At 61.1% G+C, this 15779-nt stretch carries 11 protein-coding genes; 9 read left to right on the forward strand and 2 right to left on the reverse strand.

Features of this window, described 5'->3' with window-relative positions; translation table 11 throughout:
* Window positions 1–11: 11 nt before the first annotated feature.
* The 6 genes from POF45_RS25605 (at window position 12) to prpD (ending at window position 8560) form a co-directional block, all read left to right on the forward strand.
* The gene (locus POF45_RS25605; protein WP_409077925.1) at window positions 12–737 is read left to right on the forward strand and encodes a GntR family transcriptional regulator; all 726 of its coding nucleotides are present in this window, start codon (window positions 12–14) and stop codon (window positions 735–737) included.
* Window positions 734–1624: a methylisocitrate lyase gene (gene prpB, locus POF45_RS25610; RefSeq protein ID WP_259501317.1), complete on the forward strand. Its 891-nt coding sequence runs from the start codon at window positions 734–736 to the stop codon at window positions 1622–1624. Before POF45_RS25605 ends, prpB begins: the two co-directional genes overlap by 4 nt.
* A gap of 64 nt (window positions 1625–1688) precedes the next feature.
* On the forward strand, window positions 1689–2816 hold the full coding sequence (gene prpC, locus POF45_RS25615) for a bifunctional 2-methylcitrate synthase/citrate synthase (protein ID WP_259501319.1): 1128 nt from the start codon (window positions 1689–1691) through the stop codon (window positions 2814–2816).
* A 202-nt stretch (window positions 2817–3018) separates the two neighbouring features.
* Window positions 3019–5616: a Fe/S-dependent 2-methylisocitrate dehydratase AcnD gene (acnD, locus tag POF45_RS25620; protein WP_282317005.1), complete on the forward strand. Its 2598-nt coding sequence runs from the start codon at window positions 3019–3021 to the stop codon at window positions 5614–5616.
* A 67-nt stretch (window positions 5617–5683) separates the two neighbouring features.
* The gene (gene prpF, locus POF45_RS25625; RefSeq protein WP_282317006.1) at window positions 5684–6874 is read left to right on the forward strand and encodes a 2-methylaconitate cis-trans isomerase PrpF; all 1191 of its coding nucleotides are present in this window, start codon (window positions 5684–5686) and stop codon (window positions 6872–6874) included.
* Between the two features lie 201 nt (window positions 6875–7075).
* Window positions 7076–8560: a 2-methylcitrate dehydratase gene (gene prpD, locus POF45_RS25630; RefSeq protein ID WP_282317007.1), complete on the forward strand. Its 1485-nt coding sequence runs from the start codon at window positions 7076–7078 to the stop codon at window positions 8558–8560.
* 36 nt (window positions 8561–8596) lie between these two features.
* Here the strand turns inward: prpD and POF45_RS25635 are convergent, their stop codons facing one another.
* A complete protein-coding gene (locus POF45_RS25635; protein ID WP_259501328.1) occupies window positions 8597–9529 on the reverse strand; it encodes a DMT family transporter in 933 nt (310 codons plus the stop codon).
* A 92-nt stretch (window positions 9530–9621) separates the two neighbouring features.
* On the opposite strand from POF45_RS25635, the gene POF45_RS25640 reads away from it, so the two are divergent.
* Window positions 9622–11031: an aminotransferase-like domain-containing protein gene (locus POF45_RS25640; RefSeq protein ID WP_282317008.1), complete on the forward strand. Its 1410-nt coding sequence runs from the start codon at window positions 9622–9624 to the stop codon at window positions 11029–11031.
* A 260-nt stretch (window positions 11032–11291) separates the two neighbouring features.
* On the opposite strand, the gene ppsR is transcribed toward POF45_RS25640, so the two are convergent.
* Window positions 11292–12110 carry a posphoenolpyruvate synthetase regulatory kinase/phosphorylase PpsR gene (ppsR, locus tag POF45_RS25645; protein WP_201196270.1) on the reverse strand — a complete coding sequence of 273 codons (819 nt, stop codon included), beginning with the start codon at window positions 12108–12110 and terminating at the stop codon, window positions 11292–11294.
* Window positions 12111–12284: 174 nt separating this feature from the next.
* Here ppsR and ppsA point away from each other — a divergent pair, with 174 nt between their 5' ends.
* Together ppsA and POF45_RS25655 are read left to right on the forward strand one after the other, a co-directional pair.
* Entirely contained in the window at window positions 12285–14660 is a 2376-nt protein-coding gene (ppsA, locus tag POF45_RS25650) for a phosphoenolpyruvate synthase (RefSeq protein ID WP_259501331.1), read from the forward strand.
* 94 nt (window positions 14661–14754) lie between these two features.
* Window positions 14755–15750: a lysophospholipase gene (locus POF45_RS25655; protein WP_259501332.1), complete on the forward strand. Its 996-nt coding sequence runs from the start codon at window positions 14755–14757 to the stop codon at window positions 15748–15750.
* The last annotated feature ends 29 nt before the right edge of the window (window positions 15751–15779 follow it).

The following is a 15779-nucleotide window of genomic DNA, read 5'->3' on the forward strand; positions in this document are numbered from 1 at the left end:
GTGTCGACAATATGTTGGATCAACTCGATCCCCCGGTCATGGCGCAGGATGATTCGGAAACACTTTCCGAGAACGTCTTCCGGCGCATCCAGGCGGCCATCGTCAAAGGCGAGATCGCCCCCGGCAGCAAAATCTCCGAACCGGAGCTGGCGCGCACCTACGGCATCAGCCGCGGCCCGTTGCGTGAAGCGATCCATCGTCTCGAAGGCCAGCGCCTGCTGGTGCGCGTGCCGCATGTCGGCGCGCGGGTGGTGTCGCTGAGCCACGCCGAACTGCTGGAACTCTATGAAATCCGCGAATCCCTCGAAGGCATGGCCTGCCGCCTCGCCGCCGAGCGCATGACCGTCGAGGAAATCGACGAACTGCGCCGGGTGCTGGAAACCCATGAACGCGATGCGGCGTTTCAGGCCGGCGTCGGTTATTACCAGCAGGAAGGCGATTTCGACTTTCATTACCGGATTATCCAGGGCAGCGGCAACCGTACCCTGACCCAGATGCTCTGCGGCGAGCTCTATCAACTGGTGCGCATGTACCGCATCCAGTTTTCCACCACGCCCAATCGGCCGCGCCAGGCCTTTGCCGAGCACCACCGGATTCTCGATGCCATCGCCGACCGTGACGGTGAACTGGCCGAGTTGTTGATGCGCCGCCACATCGGCGCCTCCAAACGCAATATCGCCCGTCACTACCAGGACGGCGCCAACCATAAGACAGCCACTGAACGAGGTGAGTCATGAGTTCCAACAAGAGCACTCCAGGCCAGCGTTTCCGCGATGCGGTCGCCAGCGAGCATCCGCTGCAAGTGGTCGGTGCGATCAACGCCAACCACGCCCTGCTGGCCAAGCGCGCCGGTTTCAAGGCGATTTATCTTTCGGGTGGCGGGGTGGCTGCCGGCTCTCTCGGTGTGCCGGACCTGGGCATTACCGGGCTGGATGACGTGCTGACCGACGTACGCCGTATCACCGATGTCTGCGATTTGCCGCTGCTGGTGGACGTGGACACCGGTTTCGGCTCCTCGGCGTTCAACGTGGCGCGTACCGTGAAGTCGATGATCAAGTTCGGCGCGGCGGCGATTCACATCGAAGACCAGGTCGGCGCCAAGCGCTGCGGTCACCGGCCTAATAAAGAGATCGTGTCGCAGCAGGAAATGGTCGACCGCATCAAGGCCGCCGTCGATGCCCGCACCGACGACAGCTTCGTGATCATGGCGCGCACTGACGCCCTGGCGGTTGAAGGTCTGGAATCGGCACTGGATCGCGCTGCCGCGTGCATCGAGGCCGGCGCCGACATGATCTTCCCGGAAGCGATCACCGAGCTGGAAATGTACAAGCTGTTCGCCAATCGCGTGAAAGCGCCGATCCTGGCCAACATCACCGAATTCGGCTCGACGCCGCTGTACACCACCGAGCAGCTTGCCGGGGCGGATGTGTCGCTGGTGCTGTACCCGCTGTCGGCGTTCCGCGCCATGAACAAGGCGGCCGAGAACGTCTACACCGCGATCCGTCGCGACGGCACGCAACAGAACGTCATCGACACCATGCAGACTCGCATGGAGCTCTACGACCGCATCGACTATCACACTTTCGAGCAGAAGCTCGACGCGTTGTTTGCGGCGAAGAAGTAAAGATCTTTCGCGCACTCATGCATCAATTGCAGATTCCCTAAAAAATTCAAGATTGGAGACAGCAATGGCCGAAGCAAAAGTACTCAGTGGCGCCGGGCTCCGTGGCCAGGTAGCCGGGCAAACCGCACTGTCCACTGTGGGGCAGTCGGGCGCCGGCCTGACGTATCGTGGCTACGACGTTCGCGAACTGGCGGCTGACGCGCAATTCGAAGAAGTGGCGTACCTGCTGCTGTACGGCGAACTGCCAACCAAGACGCAATTGGCGGCCTACACCAGCAAGCTGAGCAAACTGCGCGACCTGCCACAGGCACTCAAAGAAGTGCTGGAACGCATCCCCGCCGACGCCCACCCGATGGACGTGATGCGCACCGGTTGCTCGTTCCTGGGCAATATCGAGCCGGAGAAAGATTTCTCCGTGCAACACGACGTGACCGACCGCCTGCTGGCGGCGTTCCCGGCGATCATGTGCTACTGGTATCGCTTCAGTCACGACGGCAAACGCATCAACTGCGTGAGCGACGAGCCGTCCATCGGCGGCCATTTCCTGCACCTGCTGCACGATAAAAAGCCGAGCGAGTTGCACGTCAAAGTGATGAACGTGTCGTTGATTCTGTACGCCGAACACGAGTTCAACGCCTCGACGTTCACCGCCCGTGTGTGCGCCTCGACCCTGTCCGATCTGTATTCCTGCGTGACGGCGGCCATCGGCTCCCTGCGTGGTCCGCTGCACGGCGGCGCCAACGAAGCGGCGATGGAAATGATCGAGCGCTTTTCGTCGCCCGAAGAGGCGATCAAAGGCACCCTCGGCATGCTCGAGCGCAAGGACAAGATCATGGGCTTCGGCCACGCGATCTATAAGGACAACGACCCGCGCAACGAGGTGATCAAGGGCTGGTCGAAAAAGCTCGCGGACGAAGTGGGCGACAAGGTCTTGTTCCCGGTCTCCGAAGCCATCGACAAGACTATGTGGGAACAGAAGAAACTGTTCCCCAACGCCGATTTCTACCATGCCTCGGCGTACCACTTCATGGGCATCCCGACCAAGCTGTTCACACCGATTTTCGTCTGCTCGCGCCTGACCGGCTGGGCGGCGCATGTGTTTGAGCAACGTGCCAACAACCGCATCATCCGCCCGAGCGCCGAGTACATCGGCGTCGAACAGCGCAAGTTCGTGCCAATCGAACAACGCTGAATGGTGAGGGCCGACACCGGGATCTGAGGTCAGCGCAGATCCCTGTGGGAGCGAGCTTGCTCGCGATAGCGGCGGGTCAGTCGACATCAATGTCGAATGTGACTCAGTCATCGCGAGCAAGCTCGCTCCCACAGTGGATTGTGTTCAGTTCAAGTCCTGTGCCAGGCCCCCCTTTTGAAATTACCGTGACCGAGTCCTGACGATGAACACAGAATTTCGCAAACCGCTGCCCGGCAGCCATCTGGATTATTTCGACGTCCGTGCGGCGATCGAAGCCATCCAGCCTGGCGCCTACGACACCCTGCCATACACCTCCCGGGTGCTGGCGGAGAACCTGGTGCGTCGCTGCGATCCGGCCACGCTGACCGATTCGCTGAAGCAGTTCATCGAGCGCAAGCGCGATCTCGATTTCCCGTGGTTCCCGGCCCGCGTGGTCTGCCATGACATCCTTGGTCAGACCGCATTGGTGGACCTCGCCGGCCTGCGTGACGCCATCGCGCTGCAAGGCGGCGATCCGGCGCAAGTCAACCCGGTGGTGCCGACCCAATTGATCGTCGACCACTCGCTGGCCGTCGAACGCGGTGGCTTCGATCCCGAGGCGTTCGAAAAGAACCGCGCCATCGAAGACCGTCGCAACGAAGACCGTTTCCACTTCATCAACTGGACCAAAAAGGCCTTCAAGAACGTCGATGTGATCCCGCCGGGCAACGGCATCATGCACCAGATCAACCTGGAGAAAATGTCCCCGGTGATCCAGGTGCGTGACGGCGTCGCGTTCCCCGACACCTGCGTCGGCACCGACAGCCACACCCCGCATGTCGATGCGCTGGGGGTGATCGCCATCGGTGTCGGTGGCCTGGAAGCGGAAAGCGTGATGCTCGGCCGCGCCTCGTGGATGCGCCTGCCGGAAAGCGTCGGCGTCGAACTGACTGGCAAGCTGCAGCCGGGCATCACCGCCACCGACATGGTGCTGGCGCTGACCGAGTTCCTGCGCAAGCAGAAAGTCGTCGGTGCCTGGCTGGAATTCTTTGGCGAAGGCGCGTCGAAGCTGACCCTCGGCGACCGTGCGACCATTTCCAACATGGCCCCGGAATACGGTGCCACGGCGGCGATGTTCTACATCGACCAGCAGACCATCGACTACCTCAAACTCACTGGCCGTGAAGACGAGCAGGTGCAGCTGGTCGAGAGCTATGCCAAGACCACCGGCCTGTGGGCCGACAGCCTGAAGAACGCGCAATACGAGCGTGGCTTGACCTTCAACCTGTCCTCGGTGGTGCGCAACATGGCCGGGCCAAGCAACCCGCACGCTCGCGTCGCGACCTCGGATCTGGCCGCGCAAGGCATTTCCGGTCATTGGGACGATGTGCCCGGCCAGATGCCGGACGGTGCGGTGATCATCGCCGCCATCACCAGCTGCACCAACACCAGCAATCCGCGCAACGTGATCGCTGCCGGCCTGCTGGCGCGCAATGCCAACCAGCTCGGGCTGACCCGCAAGCCATGGGTCAAGTCATCGCTGGCGCCGGGCTCGAAAACCGTGGCGTTGTACCTGGATGAAGCCGGTTTGACCGATGAGCTGGAGCAGCTCGGTTTCGGCGTGGTGGCCTTCGCTTGCACCACCTGCAACGGCATGTCTGGCGCACTGGATCCGGTGATCCAGCAAGAAATCATCGACCGCGATTTGTATGCGACCGCCGTGTTGTCCGGCAATCGCAATTTCGACGGGCGGATTCACCCGTACGCCAAGCAGGCGTTCCTCGCTTCGCCGCCGTTGGTGGTCGCCTATGCCATCGCCGGGACCATTCGTTTCGACATCGAAAAAGACGTGTTGGGCCTCGATGCCGAGGGCAAGGAAATCCGCCTGAAAGACATCTGGCCGAGCGACGAAGAGATCGACGCCGTGGTCAAGGCCTCGGTCAAGCCGGAGCAGTTCCGTCAGGTCTACATTCCGATGTTCGCCATCCATGAGGACACCGGCCCGAAAGTCACGCCGCTGTACGACTGGCGCGAGATGAGCACCTACATCCGCCGTCCGCCGTACTGGGAAGGCGCCCTGGCCGGCGCGCGTCCGCTCAAGGGCATGCGTCCCCTGGCGGTGCTGCCGGACAACATCACCACTGATCACCTGTCGCCGTCGAACGCGATCATGCTCGACAGCGCTGCCGGTGAGTACCTGGCGAAAATGGGCTTGCCGGAAGAGGACTTCAACTCTTACGCAACCCACCGTGGCGACCACTTGACCGCGCAACGCGCGACCTTCGCCAACCCGAAACTGTTTAATGAAATGGTTCAGGAAAACGGCAAGGTCAAGCAGGGTTCGCTGGCCCGCGTCGAGCCGGAAGGCCAGGTGATGCGCATGTGGGAAGCCATCGAAACCTATATGGAGCGCAAGCAGCCGCTGATCATCATTGCCGGCGCCGACTACGGTCAGGGTTCGTCCCGCGACTGGGCGGCCAAGGGCGTGCGTCTGGCGGGTGTGGAAGCGATTGCCGCCGAAGGCTTCGAGCGCATTCACCGCACCAACCTGGTGGGCATGGGCGTGTTGCCGCTGGAGTTCAAACCGGGCACCGACCGTCACACCCTGGCCATCGACGGCAGCGAAACCTATGACGTGCTCGGCGAGCGCACACCGCGTGCCGAACTGACGCTGGTGATCAACCGCAAGAACGGCGAGCGCGTCGAAGTGCCGGTGACCTGCCGCCTCGACACCGCCGAAGAAGTGTCGATCTACGAGGCCGGTGGCGTGTTGCAACGCTTCGCCCAGGACTTCCTCGAAGAATCGGCGGTTGCCGTTTAAATCACTGGGCGCGGGCAGGGGATTTCAGGTCCCCTGCCTGCTTTCAAGGTAAGGAGTAAAGAGCACCATGGCTCACGCACCTCAGATCAAGATTCCTGCCACCTACATGCGCGGCGGCACCAGCAAAGGCGTGTTCTTCAGCCTGCAGGATTTGCCCGAGGCGGCGCAGATTCCAGGCCCGGCCCGCGACGCCCTGTTGCTGCGGGTCATCGGCAGCCCCGACCCGTACGACAAGCAAATCGACGGCATGGGCGGTGCGACCTCAAGCACCAGCAAAACCGTGATCCTGTCGAAAAGCATCAAGGCCGATCACGATGTCGATTACCTGTTCGGTCAGGTGTCCATCGACAAGCCGTTCGTCGACTGGAGCGGCAACTGCGGCAACCTGTCGGCGGCGGTCGGTTCGTTCGCCATCAGCAACGGTCTGGTGGACGCCAGCCGCATCCCGCGCAACGGTGTGGCGGTGGTGCGCGTGTGGCAGGCCAACATCGCCAAGACCATCATCGCCCATGTGCCGATCACCGACGGTGCGGTGCAGGAAACCGGCGACTTCGAACTCGACGGTGTGACGTTCCCAGCCGCCGAAGTGCAACTCGAATTCATGGACCCGGCCGCCGAAGAAGAGGGCGCCGGGGGCTCGATGTTCCCCACCGGCAACCTGGTGGACGACCTGGAAGTGCCCGGCATCGGCACTTTCAAGGCGACCATGATCAATGCCGGCATCCCGACCATTTTCATCAATGCCCAGGACATCGGCTACACCGGCACCGAGTTGCAAAGCGCGATCAACAGCGACCCGAAAGCCTTGGCGATGTTCGAAACCATTCGGGCTTACGGCGCGTTGCGCATGGGCTTGATCAAGGATCTGGACGAAGCGGCCAAGCGTCAGCACACGCCGAAAGTGGCATTCGTGGCCAAGCCAGCCGATTACACGGCTTCCAGCGGCAAAGTGATTGCCGCCGGTGACGTCGACCTGCTGGTGCGCGCACTGTCGATGGGCAAACTGCACCACGCGATGATGGGCACGGCGGCAGTGGCTATCGGCACGGCAGCGGCGATTTCCGGGACGCTGGTCAATCTGGCGGCGGGCGGGACCGAGCGCAATGCGGTGCGCTTCGGCCATCCGTCCGGAACCTTGCGCGTGGGCGCGGAGGCCAGCCTGGTCAATGGCGAATGGAAAGTGAACAAAGCCATCATGAGCCGCAGTGCGCGGGTGTTGATGGAAGGGTTTGTGCGGGTGCCGGGCGACGCTTTCTGAGCCGGACACGGAACCCATGTGGGAGCGAGCCTGCTCGCGAAGACGGGCTGACATTCAACATTAATGTCGATTGAGACACCGCTTTCGCGAGCAGGCTCGCTCCCACAGTTTGATCGCATTTCAAAATAAGAACGTAGTAACCAACTGAGATTTGACTTGAACCGAGGTCCCATCAACGAACCACTTCAAGAGTGATCGAACATGAGCGCCAACGTCGACCTGAACAACCGCCCGGACTACGACCGTGTCTTGCAAGACATCGCCGATTACGTCCTGCACTTCAAAATCGAATCACAAGAAGCGCTGGACACCGCCCGCAACTGCCTGATGGACACCCTCGGCTGCGGCCTGCTGGCCCTGCGTTTTCCCGAATGCACCAAGCACCTCGGCCCTATCGTCGAAGGCACCGTCGTGCCGTTCGGTGCCCGTGTGCCCGGCACCAGCTATCGCCTCGATCCGGTCAAAGCCGCCTGGGACATTGGCTGCATCGTGCGCTGGCTCGACTACAACGACACCTGGCTCGCCGCTGAATGGGGGCATCCGTCGGACAACCTCGGCGGCATTCTCGCGGTGGCCGATCACCTGTCGCAAAAGCGCGTGGCCAATGGCGAGGCGCCGTTGACGATCCGTGTGGTGCTGGAAGCGATGATCATGGCCCACGAGATTCAGGGCGTGATTGCCCTGGAAAACTCCTTCAACCGTGTCGGCCTCGATCACGTCATCCTGGTGAAAGTGGCCTCGACGGCCGTCACCGCCAAGCTGATGGGCGCCAACCGCGAGCAACTGTTGTCGGCGCTGTCCCATGCCTTTGCCGATGGTCAGGCGCTGCGCACTTACCGCCATGCGCCGAACGCCGGTTCGCGAAAATCCTGGGCGGCGGGGGACGCGTCTAGCCGTGGCGTGCGTCTGGCCGATATCGCCATGCGCGGCGAAATGGGCATTCCCGGCGTCCTCAGTGCCAGACAGTGGGGCTTCTACGACGTGTTGTTCAGCCACACCAATAACGATCTGGCGCTCAAGCCTGAGGGTAAACGCGAGTTCAGCTTCTCCCGGCCATATGGCAGTTACGTGATGGAGAACGTGCTGTTCAAGATCAGCTTCCCCGCCGAATTCCATGCGCAAACCGCCTGCGAAGCCGCCGTCACCTTGCACCCGCAAGTGCGCAATCGCCTGCACGAGATCGACCGAATCGTCATCACCACCCACGAATCGGCGATCCGCATCATTTCCAAGGTCGGCCCGCTGGCCAACGCCGCCGACCGTGATCACTGCATTCAATACATGACCGCCGTGCCGCTGGCGTTCGGCAATCTGGTGGCGGAGCAGTACGAAGACGATTTCCATGCGGCGCACCCGATCATCGACGTGCTGCGGGACAAAATGGTCATCGTCGAAGACCCGCGTTTCACTCGCGAGTATCTGGAGCCGAACAAACGCTCTATCGCCAACGCGGTGCAGGTATTTTTCAAGGACGGCTCCAGCACCGAGAACGTGGTGGTGGAATACCCGATTGGCCATCGTCGGCGCCGGGTCGACGGCATTCCGTTGCTGGAAGACAAGTTCAAGGCCAACCTGGCGACCCGCTTCACCGCGCAACGCAGCGCCGAGATTTTTGCGCTGTGCAAGGATCAGGCAACGCTTGAGGCGACGCCAGTGAACCGGTTTGTCGACTTGTTCGTGATCTGACGCTGAACCCCTGTGGGAGCGGCCTTTGGCTGCTCCTCAGGCCTTGAGCCATTTCTCGACCGGCAATTTGGTAATGGCGAAACCGGTCAGCAAAATCGCGGAGTACAGCATCAATTCCCGCGACACACTCTGTCCCTCATACCAAGCCCCAATCACCACCGCGAACACCGGAAAAATGATGAACACAAACGACAGGATGATCGGACTCAGACGTTTGAGCAGCAGGAAATAAACAATGAATCCACCCACCGACGCCACCAGTCCCAGGTAGAGCAGGGCGCCCCACGAGCGTGTGCTGATGTCGCCCAGTACCGGGGCTTCAACCCACCATCCGGCCACGAACAGCATCAAGCCCGCCAGGCCGATGGGCAGCGTGTTGTAGGTGATCACGCTGATCGCCGTGCCGTGCTTCTTGGTCACCACGTAACACAGCGCATGCATCACCGCCGCCGCGAGAATCGCCAGCACCCCGAACAGCTCGGCATGATCCAGATGCAGTCCCTGGCTGCGGATAATCATGAACAGACTGGCGAAGCCGATGGCGATGCCGATCACTTGCGAAGGGTAGATTTTCTCCCGCAGAAACAACGCCGAAAAAATCAGGATGAACACCGGCATACAGCTGAACAGCAGCGCCGTGAGGCCGGACGACACGTGCATTTCGCCATAGTTGAGCAAGTAGTACGGCAGGCTGAAATACGACAGCGTGACGAACACGAAGAACCAGCGGCTTTGGCGTGGAAACAGCAGCGGTTCGCGACGCAGCAAGGCGAAGCTCAGGAACAGCGGAAAGGCGATCAGAAACCGCAGACCGGCGGCGGTCAGTGGCGGCACGCTTTCGACGGCAATCTTGATGCCCAGCCAGGTGGTGCCCCAACTCATGCACACAATCAGGAACAACAGGCTGGTAATCACCCCCGCCAGCCAGGGGCGGCGCAGGTTGGCGGTGGCGCTGAGGGCGATGGGCATGGTCGAGCTCCTTTCGTCGTCGGAATTGACCTGGTGGGTGAAAAGGTCTATCCCTGATTGAACCTGTTTTCAACACGCTATTCGGGCCGACAATGACTGTCAAAACAAGTATTGCCACGGTGTCAATCCTGCGAGAGGGCTTGGCCCATGGGCGCGGCGTCAAGTACAAGCGTCTGGCCGAGGCGATTGAAAAAAGCATTGGCGAGGGCTTGATCGAAACCGGCAGCAAGTTGCCGCCCCATCGGTTATTGGCCGACAGCCTGGGCGTGACCATCGGCACCATCAGCCGCGCCTATGGCGAACTGGAGCGGGTGGGGCTGGTGGTGGCGCGTGTGGGCGATGGCACGTATGTGCGTCAGCGCGGCATGGAACGACCGCGCGATGGTGGTTTTCGCAATGTCAGCGATGAGCCGCAGCCGTTCTTCGACATGAGCCGCAACCAGCCGATTCCGGGCCAGGAGTCGGAGTTTCTGCGTCAGAGCCTGCAAGCCCTGAGCAGCGATGCGCAAACCCTGCAATCGATCAGCGGTTACACCGCCGACAGCGGTTTGCTGCGTCATCGTGCGGCGGGCGCCCACTGGTTGAGGCATCAGGACTTTGTGCCGAACGCCGAGCAAATTGTCTGCGTCAACGGCGGCCAGCACGGTTTGCTATGTGTACTGATGGGCCTGCTCAAGGCGGGCGACACGCTGGTAACCGAGCATCTGACCTACCCCGGACTGATCAGCGTCGCCCGCATGCTGGGGATAAAACTCATCGGAATCGCCATGGACGATGAAGGATTGCGCCCGGATGAGCTGAATGACATTTGCCAGCAGCATCGTGTATCGGCGCTGTACTGCACGCCCACGATCCAGAATCCCACGGCGGCAGTGATGTCGGTGGCGCGCCGCGAAGCCATCGCTGAAATCTGTCGCCAGCACAATCTGCTGGTCGTCGAGGACGAAGCCCATGCCGTACTGGCGCGGCAGCGGCCCTTGCCCCTGAGCCACTTTGCCCCTGAACGATCGGTGTTGATCGGCAGCCTGAGCAAAGCGGTTTCGGCCGGGTTGCGGGTCGGTTATCTGCATGCGCCGCTGCTTTTGATCGGTCGCCTGAGTGCGGCTGTGCGCGGCACCTGCTGGATGGCCAGTCCGTTGACGATGACGTTGGCGAGCGAGTGGATCGAACGCGGCATCGCCGAGCAGTTGTTGGGACAGCAGATTGCCGAGATTGCCCGGCGCAAGGCGATGGTCAGCGGGTTGCTGGAAGGGCTGGCGTATAAGACCCACGCGAACAGCCCGCACTTCTGGATCGAGGTGCCGCAGCCGTGGCGGGCATCGCAGATCGCGGCGGAGCTCAAGCAGCGGGGTTATCTGGTGGCGACCGCTGAAGCCTTTGCGGTGGGGCATGGGGCGGTGGCGCAGTTTGTTCGGGCGAGTGTGTGTAATGCGGTGGCGGATGACCGGTTGTTGATTCGAGGGTTTGAAACATTGGTGGGGGCATTGGCTGAAACCGTGTAATCGTTCTTCGCGAGCAAGCCCACTCCCCCATTGGAATTGCCTCGTGCACCCATCCCCTGTGGGAGCGAGCCTGCTCGCGAAGCCTTTGGCAAGGCCTTGTTGCAGCGCCTGAAATAATTGTGGCGAGGGAGCTTGCTCCCGCTGGGCCGCGCAGCGGCCCCAATATCTGAAACCTCATTTGCTGAAGCGTACCGTGCTCACCGGTTTTGCGGCTGCTGCGCAGCCGAGCGGGAGCAAGCTCCCTCGCCACAGGGGGGGGATTACTTGAACCGCCGTTCCACCCCTTTCTCCACCAGAATCTTCGCCGAAATCTCTTCCACGGAAAAATGCGTGGAGTTGATGTGTGGAATATTCTCGCGTCGAAACAGATTCTCCACCTCACGCACTTCAAACTCGCACTGGGCGTAGCTCGAATAGCGGCTGTTGGGCTTGCGCTCGTTGCGGATCGCGGTCAGGCGGTCCGGGTCGATGGTCAGGCCGAACAGCTTGTGTTGATGGGCGCGCAGGGCGCTTGGCAGGGTCAGGCGCTCCATGTCGTCTTCGGTCAGCGGGTAGTTGGCCGCGCGAATGCCGAATTGCATGGCCATGTACAGGCAGGTCGGGGTCTTGCCGCAGCGCGAGACGCCTACCAGAATCAGGTCGGCCTTGTCGTAATAATGGGTGCGGGCGCCGTCGTCGTTGTCGAGGGCGAAGTTGACCGCCTCGATGCGTTCCATGTAATTGGAGTTGGTGCCAATCGAATGGGATTTGCCGACGGTGTAGGAAGAATGCTCGGTCAGTTCCTGTTCAAGAGGTGCCAGGAAGGTCGAGAAAATGTCGATCATGAAACCATTGGAGGTCGCGAGGATCTCACGAATGTCCTGATTGACGATGGTGTCGAAGATGATCGGCCGGAAACCGTCGGTTTCGGCGGCCTTGTTGATTTGTTGTACCATGGCCCGCGCTTTGTCCACGTTGTCGATATACGGGCGCGTGAATTTGCTGAAGGTGATGTTTTCGAACTGCGCCAACAGGCTTTGACCGAGGGTTTCGGCGGTAATACCCGTGCCATCGGAGATGAAAAAAGCAGATCGTTTCATTTGCACCTTTGGCCTTAAGCTAATGATCATTCTTGGATATGATAGGCGCGATTTGCCGGCCGCCAGTGGTCAGCATTCTCACTTATTTTCCAGGTCCAGGCCATACAGCCGGCAAAGGCTCCCCCGAGTCGTCGGCTTCTGAGCTTTTCCAACACAGTTAGTGGAGAGATCACCTTGGTAGAGTACGTAGTTTCCCTCGATAAGCTCGGCGTCCACGATGTAGAGCATGTGGGGGGCAAGAACGCATCCCTGGGCGAGATGATCAGTAACCTTGCAGGTGCCGGTGTATCGGTGCCCGGTGGCTTCGCCACGACAGCTCAGGCTTATCGTGATTTCCTGGAACTGAGCGGCCTGAATCAGCAGATTCATGACGCCCTCGATGCCCTCGACGTCGATGACGTGAATGCCCTGGCCAAGACCGGCGCCCAGATCCGCAAATGGATCATGGAAGCCGAGTTCCCCGAGAAGCTCAACGCCGAGATCCGCACCGCGTTCGCCACGCTGTCGGCCGGCAACCCTGACATGGCCGTGGCCGTGCGCTCTTCCGCTACCGCTGAAGACCTGCCGGACGCCTCCTTTGCCGGTCAGCAGGAAACATTCCTGAACATCCGTGGTGTCGAAAACGTCATTCGCGCCGCCAAAGAGGTGTTCGCTTCACTGTTTAACGACCGTGCCATCTCCTACCGCGTGCACCAGGGCTTCGACCACAAGCTGGTCGCCCTGTCGGCTGGCGTGCAGCGCATGGTCCGTTCCGAAACCGGCACCGCCGGCGTGATGTTCACCCTCGATACCGAATCGGGCTTCCGTGACGTGGTGTTCATCACCGGCGCCTACGGCCTGGGTGAAACCGTCGTACAAGGCGCGGTGAACCCGGATGAGTTCTACGTCCACAAAGGCACGCTGGAAGCCGGTCGCCCGGCCATCCTGCGTCGCAACCTGGGCAGCAAGGCCATCAAGATGATCTACGGCGAAGTGGCCACCGCCGGCAAGTCGGTCAAGACCATCGACGTCGACAAGGCTGATCGTGCGCGTTTCTGCCTCAGCGACGCTGAAGTCAGCGAGCTGGCCAAGCAGGCGATGATCATCGAGAAGCACTACAAGTGCCCGATGGACATCGAGTGGGCCAAAGACGGCGACGACGGCAAGCTCTACATCGTGCAGGCGCGTCCTGAAACCGTGAAGAGCCGCACCCAGGCCAATGTCATGGAACGTTACCTGTTGAAAGAAACCGGCACCGTGCTGGTTGAAGGTCGCGCCATCGGTCAGCGCATCGGCGCCGGCAAGGTCCGTATTATCAAGGACGTGTCCGAGATGGACAAAGTCCAGCCGGGCGACGTGCTGGTCTCCGACATGACCGACCCGGACTGGGAACCGGTCATGAAGCGCGCCAGCGCCATCGTCACCAACCGTGGCGGTCGTACCTGCCACGCGGCGATCATCGCTCGCGAGCTGGGCATTCCGGCCGTGGTCGGTTGCGGTAATGCCACCCAGCTGTTGAAAGATGGCCAGGGCGTCACCGTTTCCTGCGCCGAAGGCGACACCGGTTACATCTTCGAAGGCGAACTGGGCTTCGACATCAAGAAAAACTCCGTGGACGCGATGCCTGATCTGCCATTCAAGATCATGATGAACGTCGGCAACCCGGACCGTGCTTTCGACTTTGCGCAGTTGCCGAACGCCGGTGTGGGCCTGGCCCGTCTGGAGTTCATCATCAACCGCATGATCGGCGTGCACCCCAAGGCGCTGCTGAACTACGACGGCCTGCCGCAGGAAATCAAGGACAGCGTCGACAAGCGCATCGCTGGCTACAACGACCCGGTCGGCTTTTATGTCGAGAAACTGGTCGAAGGCATCAGCACCCTGGCCGCGGCGTTCTGGCCGAAAAAGGTCATCGTGCGTCTGTCGGACTTCAAGTCCAACGAATACGCGAACCTGATCGGCGGCAAGCTCTACGAGCCGGAAGAAGAAAACCCGATGCTGGGCTTCCGTGGGGCGTCGCGTTACATCAGCGAATCGTTCCGTGACTGCTTCGAACTCGAATGCCGTGCGCTCAAACGTGTGCGCAACGAGATGGGCCTGACCAACGTCGAAATCATGGTGCCGTTTGTGCGTACCCTGGGTGAAGCGAGCCAGGTGGTCGACTTGCTGGCCGAAAATGGTCTGGCACGTGGCGACAACGGTCTGCGCGTGATCATGATGTGCGAGCTGCCGTCCAACGCGATCCTGGCCGAAGAATTCCTCGAGTTCTTCGACGGCTTCTCCATCGGATCCAACGACCTGACCCAGCTGACGCTCGGTCTGGACCGTGACTCGGGGATCATCGCGCACCTGTTCGATGAGCGTAATCCGGCGGTCAAGAAGCTGCTGGCCAACGCGATTCAGGCGTGCAACAAGGCTGGCAAATACATCGGTATTTGCGGTCAGGGCCCCTCGGACCACCCTGATCTGGCCAAGTGGTTGATGGAGCAGGGCATTGAAAGCGTTTCGTTGAACCCCGATTCCGTGCTGGAAACCTGGTTCTTCCTGGCTGAAGGTCAGGCCCCGGCCTGATCAGTGAGTGAAGAGGCCGGTCGCTGACCGGCCTTTTTAAGATTCAAGTAGGGCGGGCTCCTCCGGATGCCGCCCTTTTTTGTGCAAGAGCATTATGCAAAGCAGCAGCAACCTATTTCCTGTCGCCCTGATCAGCGCCGAGCGGCGCGGCGATCTGAGCGAAGACGTTTATCGATTGAAACCCGCCAACAGCCCTGACGGCACCGTCGAGCTGGCGGTGACACGCCTGGGCATGGCCGATGGCTCGCACGTGCGCGGCGTTCCCGTGATTTTGCTGCACGGCAGCTTTTCCAATCGCCGCTTCTGGTTTTCGCCCAAGGGCCTGGGCCTGGGCGCCTATCTCACGCGTTTGGGGTTCGACGTGTGGATCCCGGAAATGCGTGGTCACGGCCTCTCCCAGCGCAACCAGAACTACCGCAAGAACCGCGTCGCGGACTACGCCCGTTACGATCTGCCAGCCATTGGCGCCTTCGTGCGCGAGCAGAGCGGCCAGGTCCCGCACTGGATCGGCCACTCGCTGGGCGGCATCACCCTGGCGGCAGCGCTGGGTGGGCAGTACATCGGCGAGCCGGTGGTGGCCTCGGCGGCGTTCTTTGGTACCCAGGTCAGTCGCACCTACTGGCCGCTTAAAATTCCGCCGGTTGAGTGGAGTGGTCGCTTTATTCTCAAGCGTTTTGCCCAGCTGTCCGGTTCACGGCTCAAGCGCGGCCCGGAGGACGAACCCATTGGCCTGGCCCTGGAAAGCATGCGTTGGTACGGCCTGTTCGGGCGTTTTGGCGATGCCGACAAGGATTGGTGGGCCGGTCTGGCCGAGGTTCAGGTGCCGACGTTGACGGTGAGCGCGGCCGGTGACCATCAGGACCCGGCCTGGGCTTGCCGCAAGCTGTTCGACCAGATCGGTTCCGAGCACAAGCAGTTCATCAATCTTGGACGCGAGCAGGGCTTTGCCGACAATTTCGGGCACGTTGAAATGCTGGTCAGCAAGGCGGCCCAGGCTGAAGTATGGCCGTTGGTGGCTCGCTGGCTGGCTGATCAGCAGGCGCCGCTGCTGGGCGACCGAGCGGATCCGGCTGCGGCGGTCAGAGCCTGATGCTCTGACAAGGGCATTTCGCTCTGGTT

It is taken from the genome of Pseudomonas fungipugnans (assembly GCF_029955235.1).
In the GTDB taxonomy this organism is placed as follows: Bacteria; Pseudomonadota; Gammaproteobacteria; order Pseudomonadales; family Pseudomonadaceae; genus Aquipseudomonas; species Aquipseudomonas fungipugnans.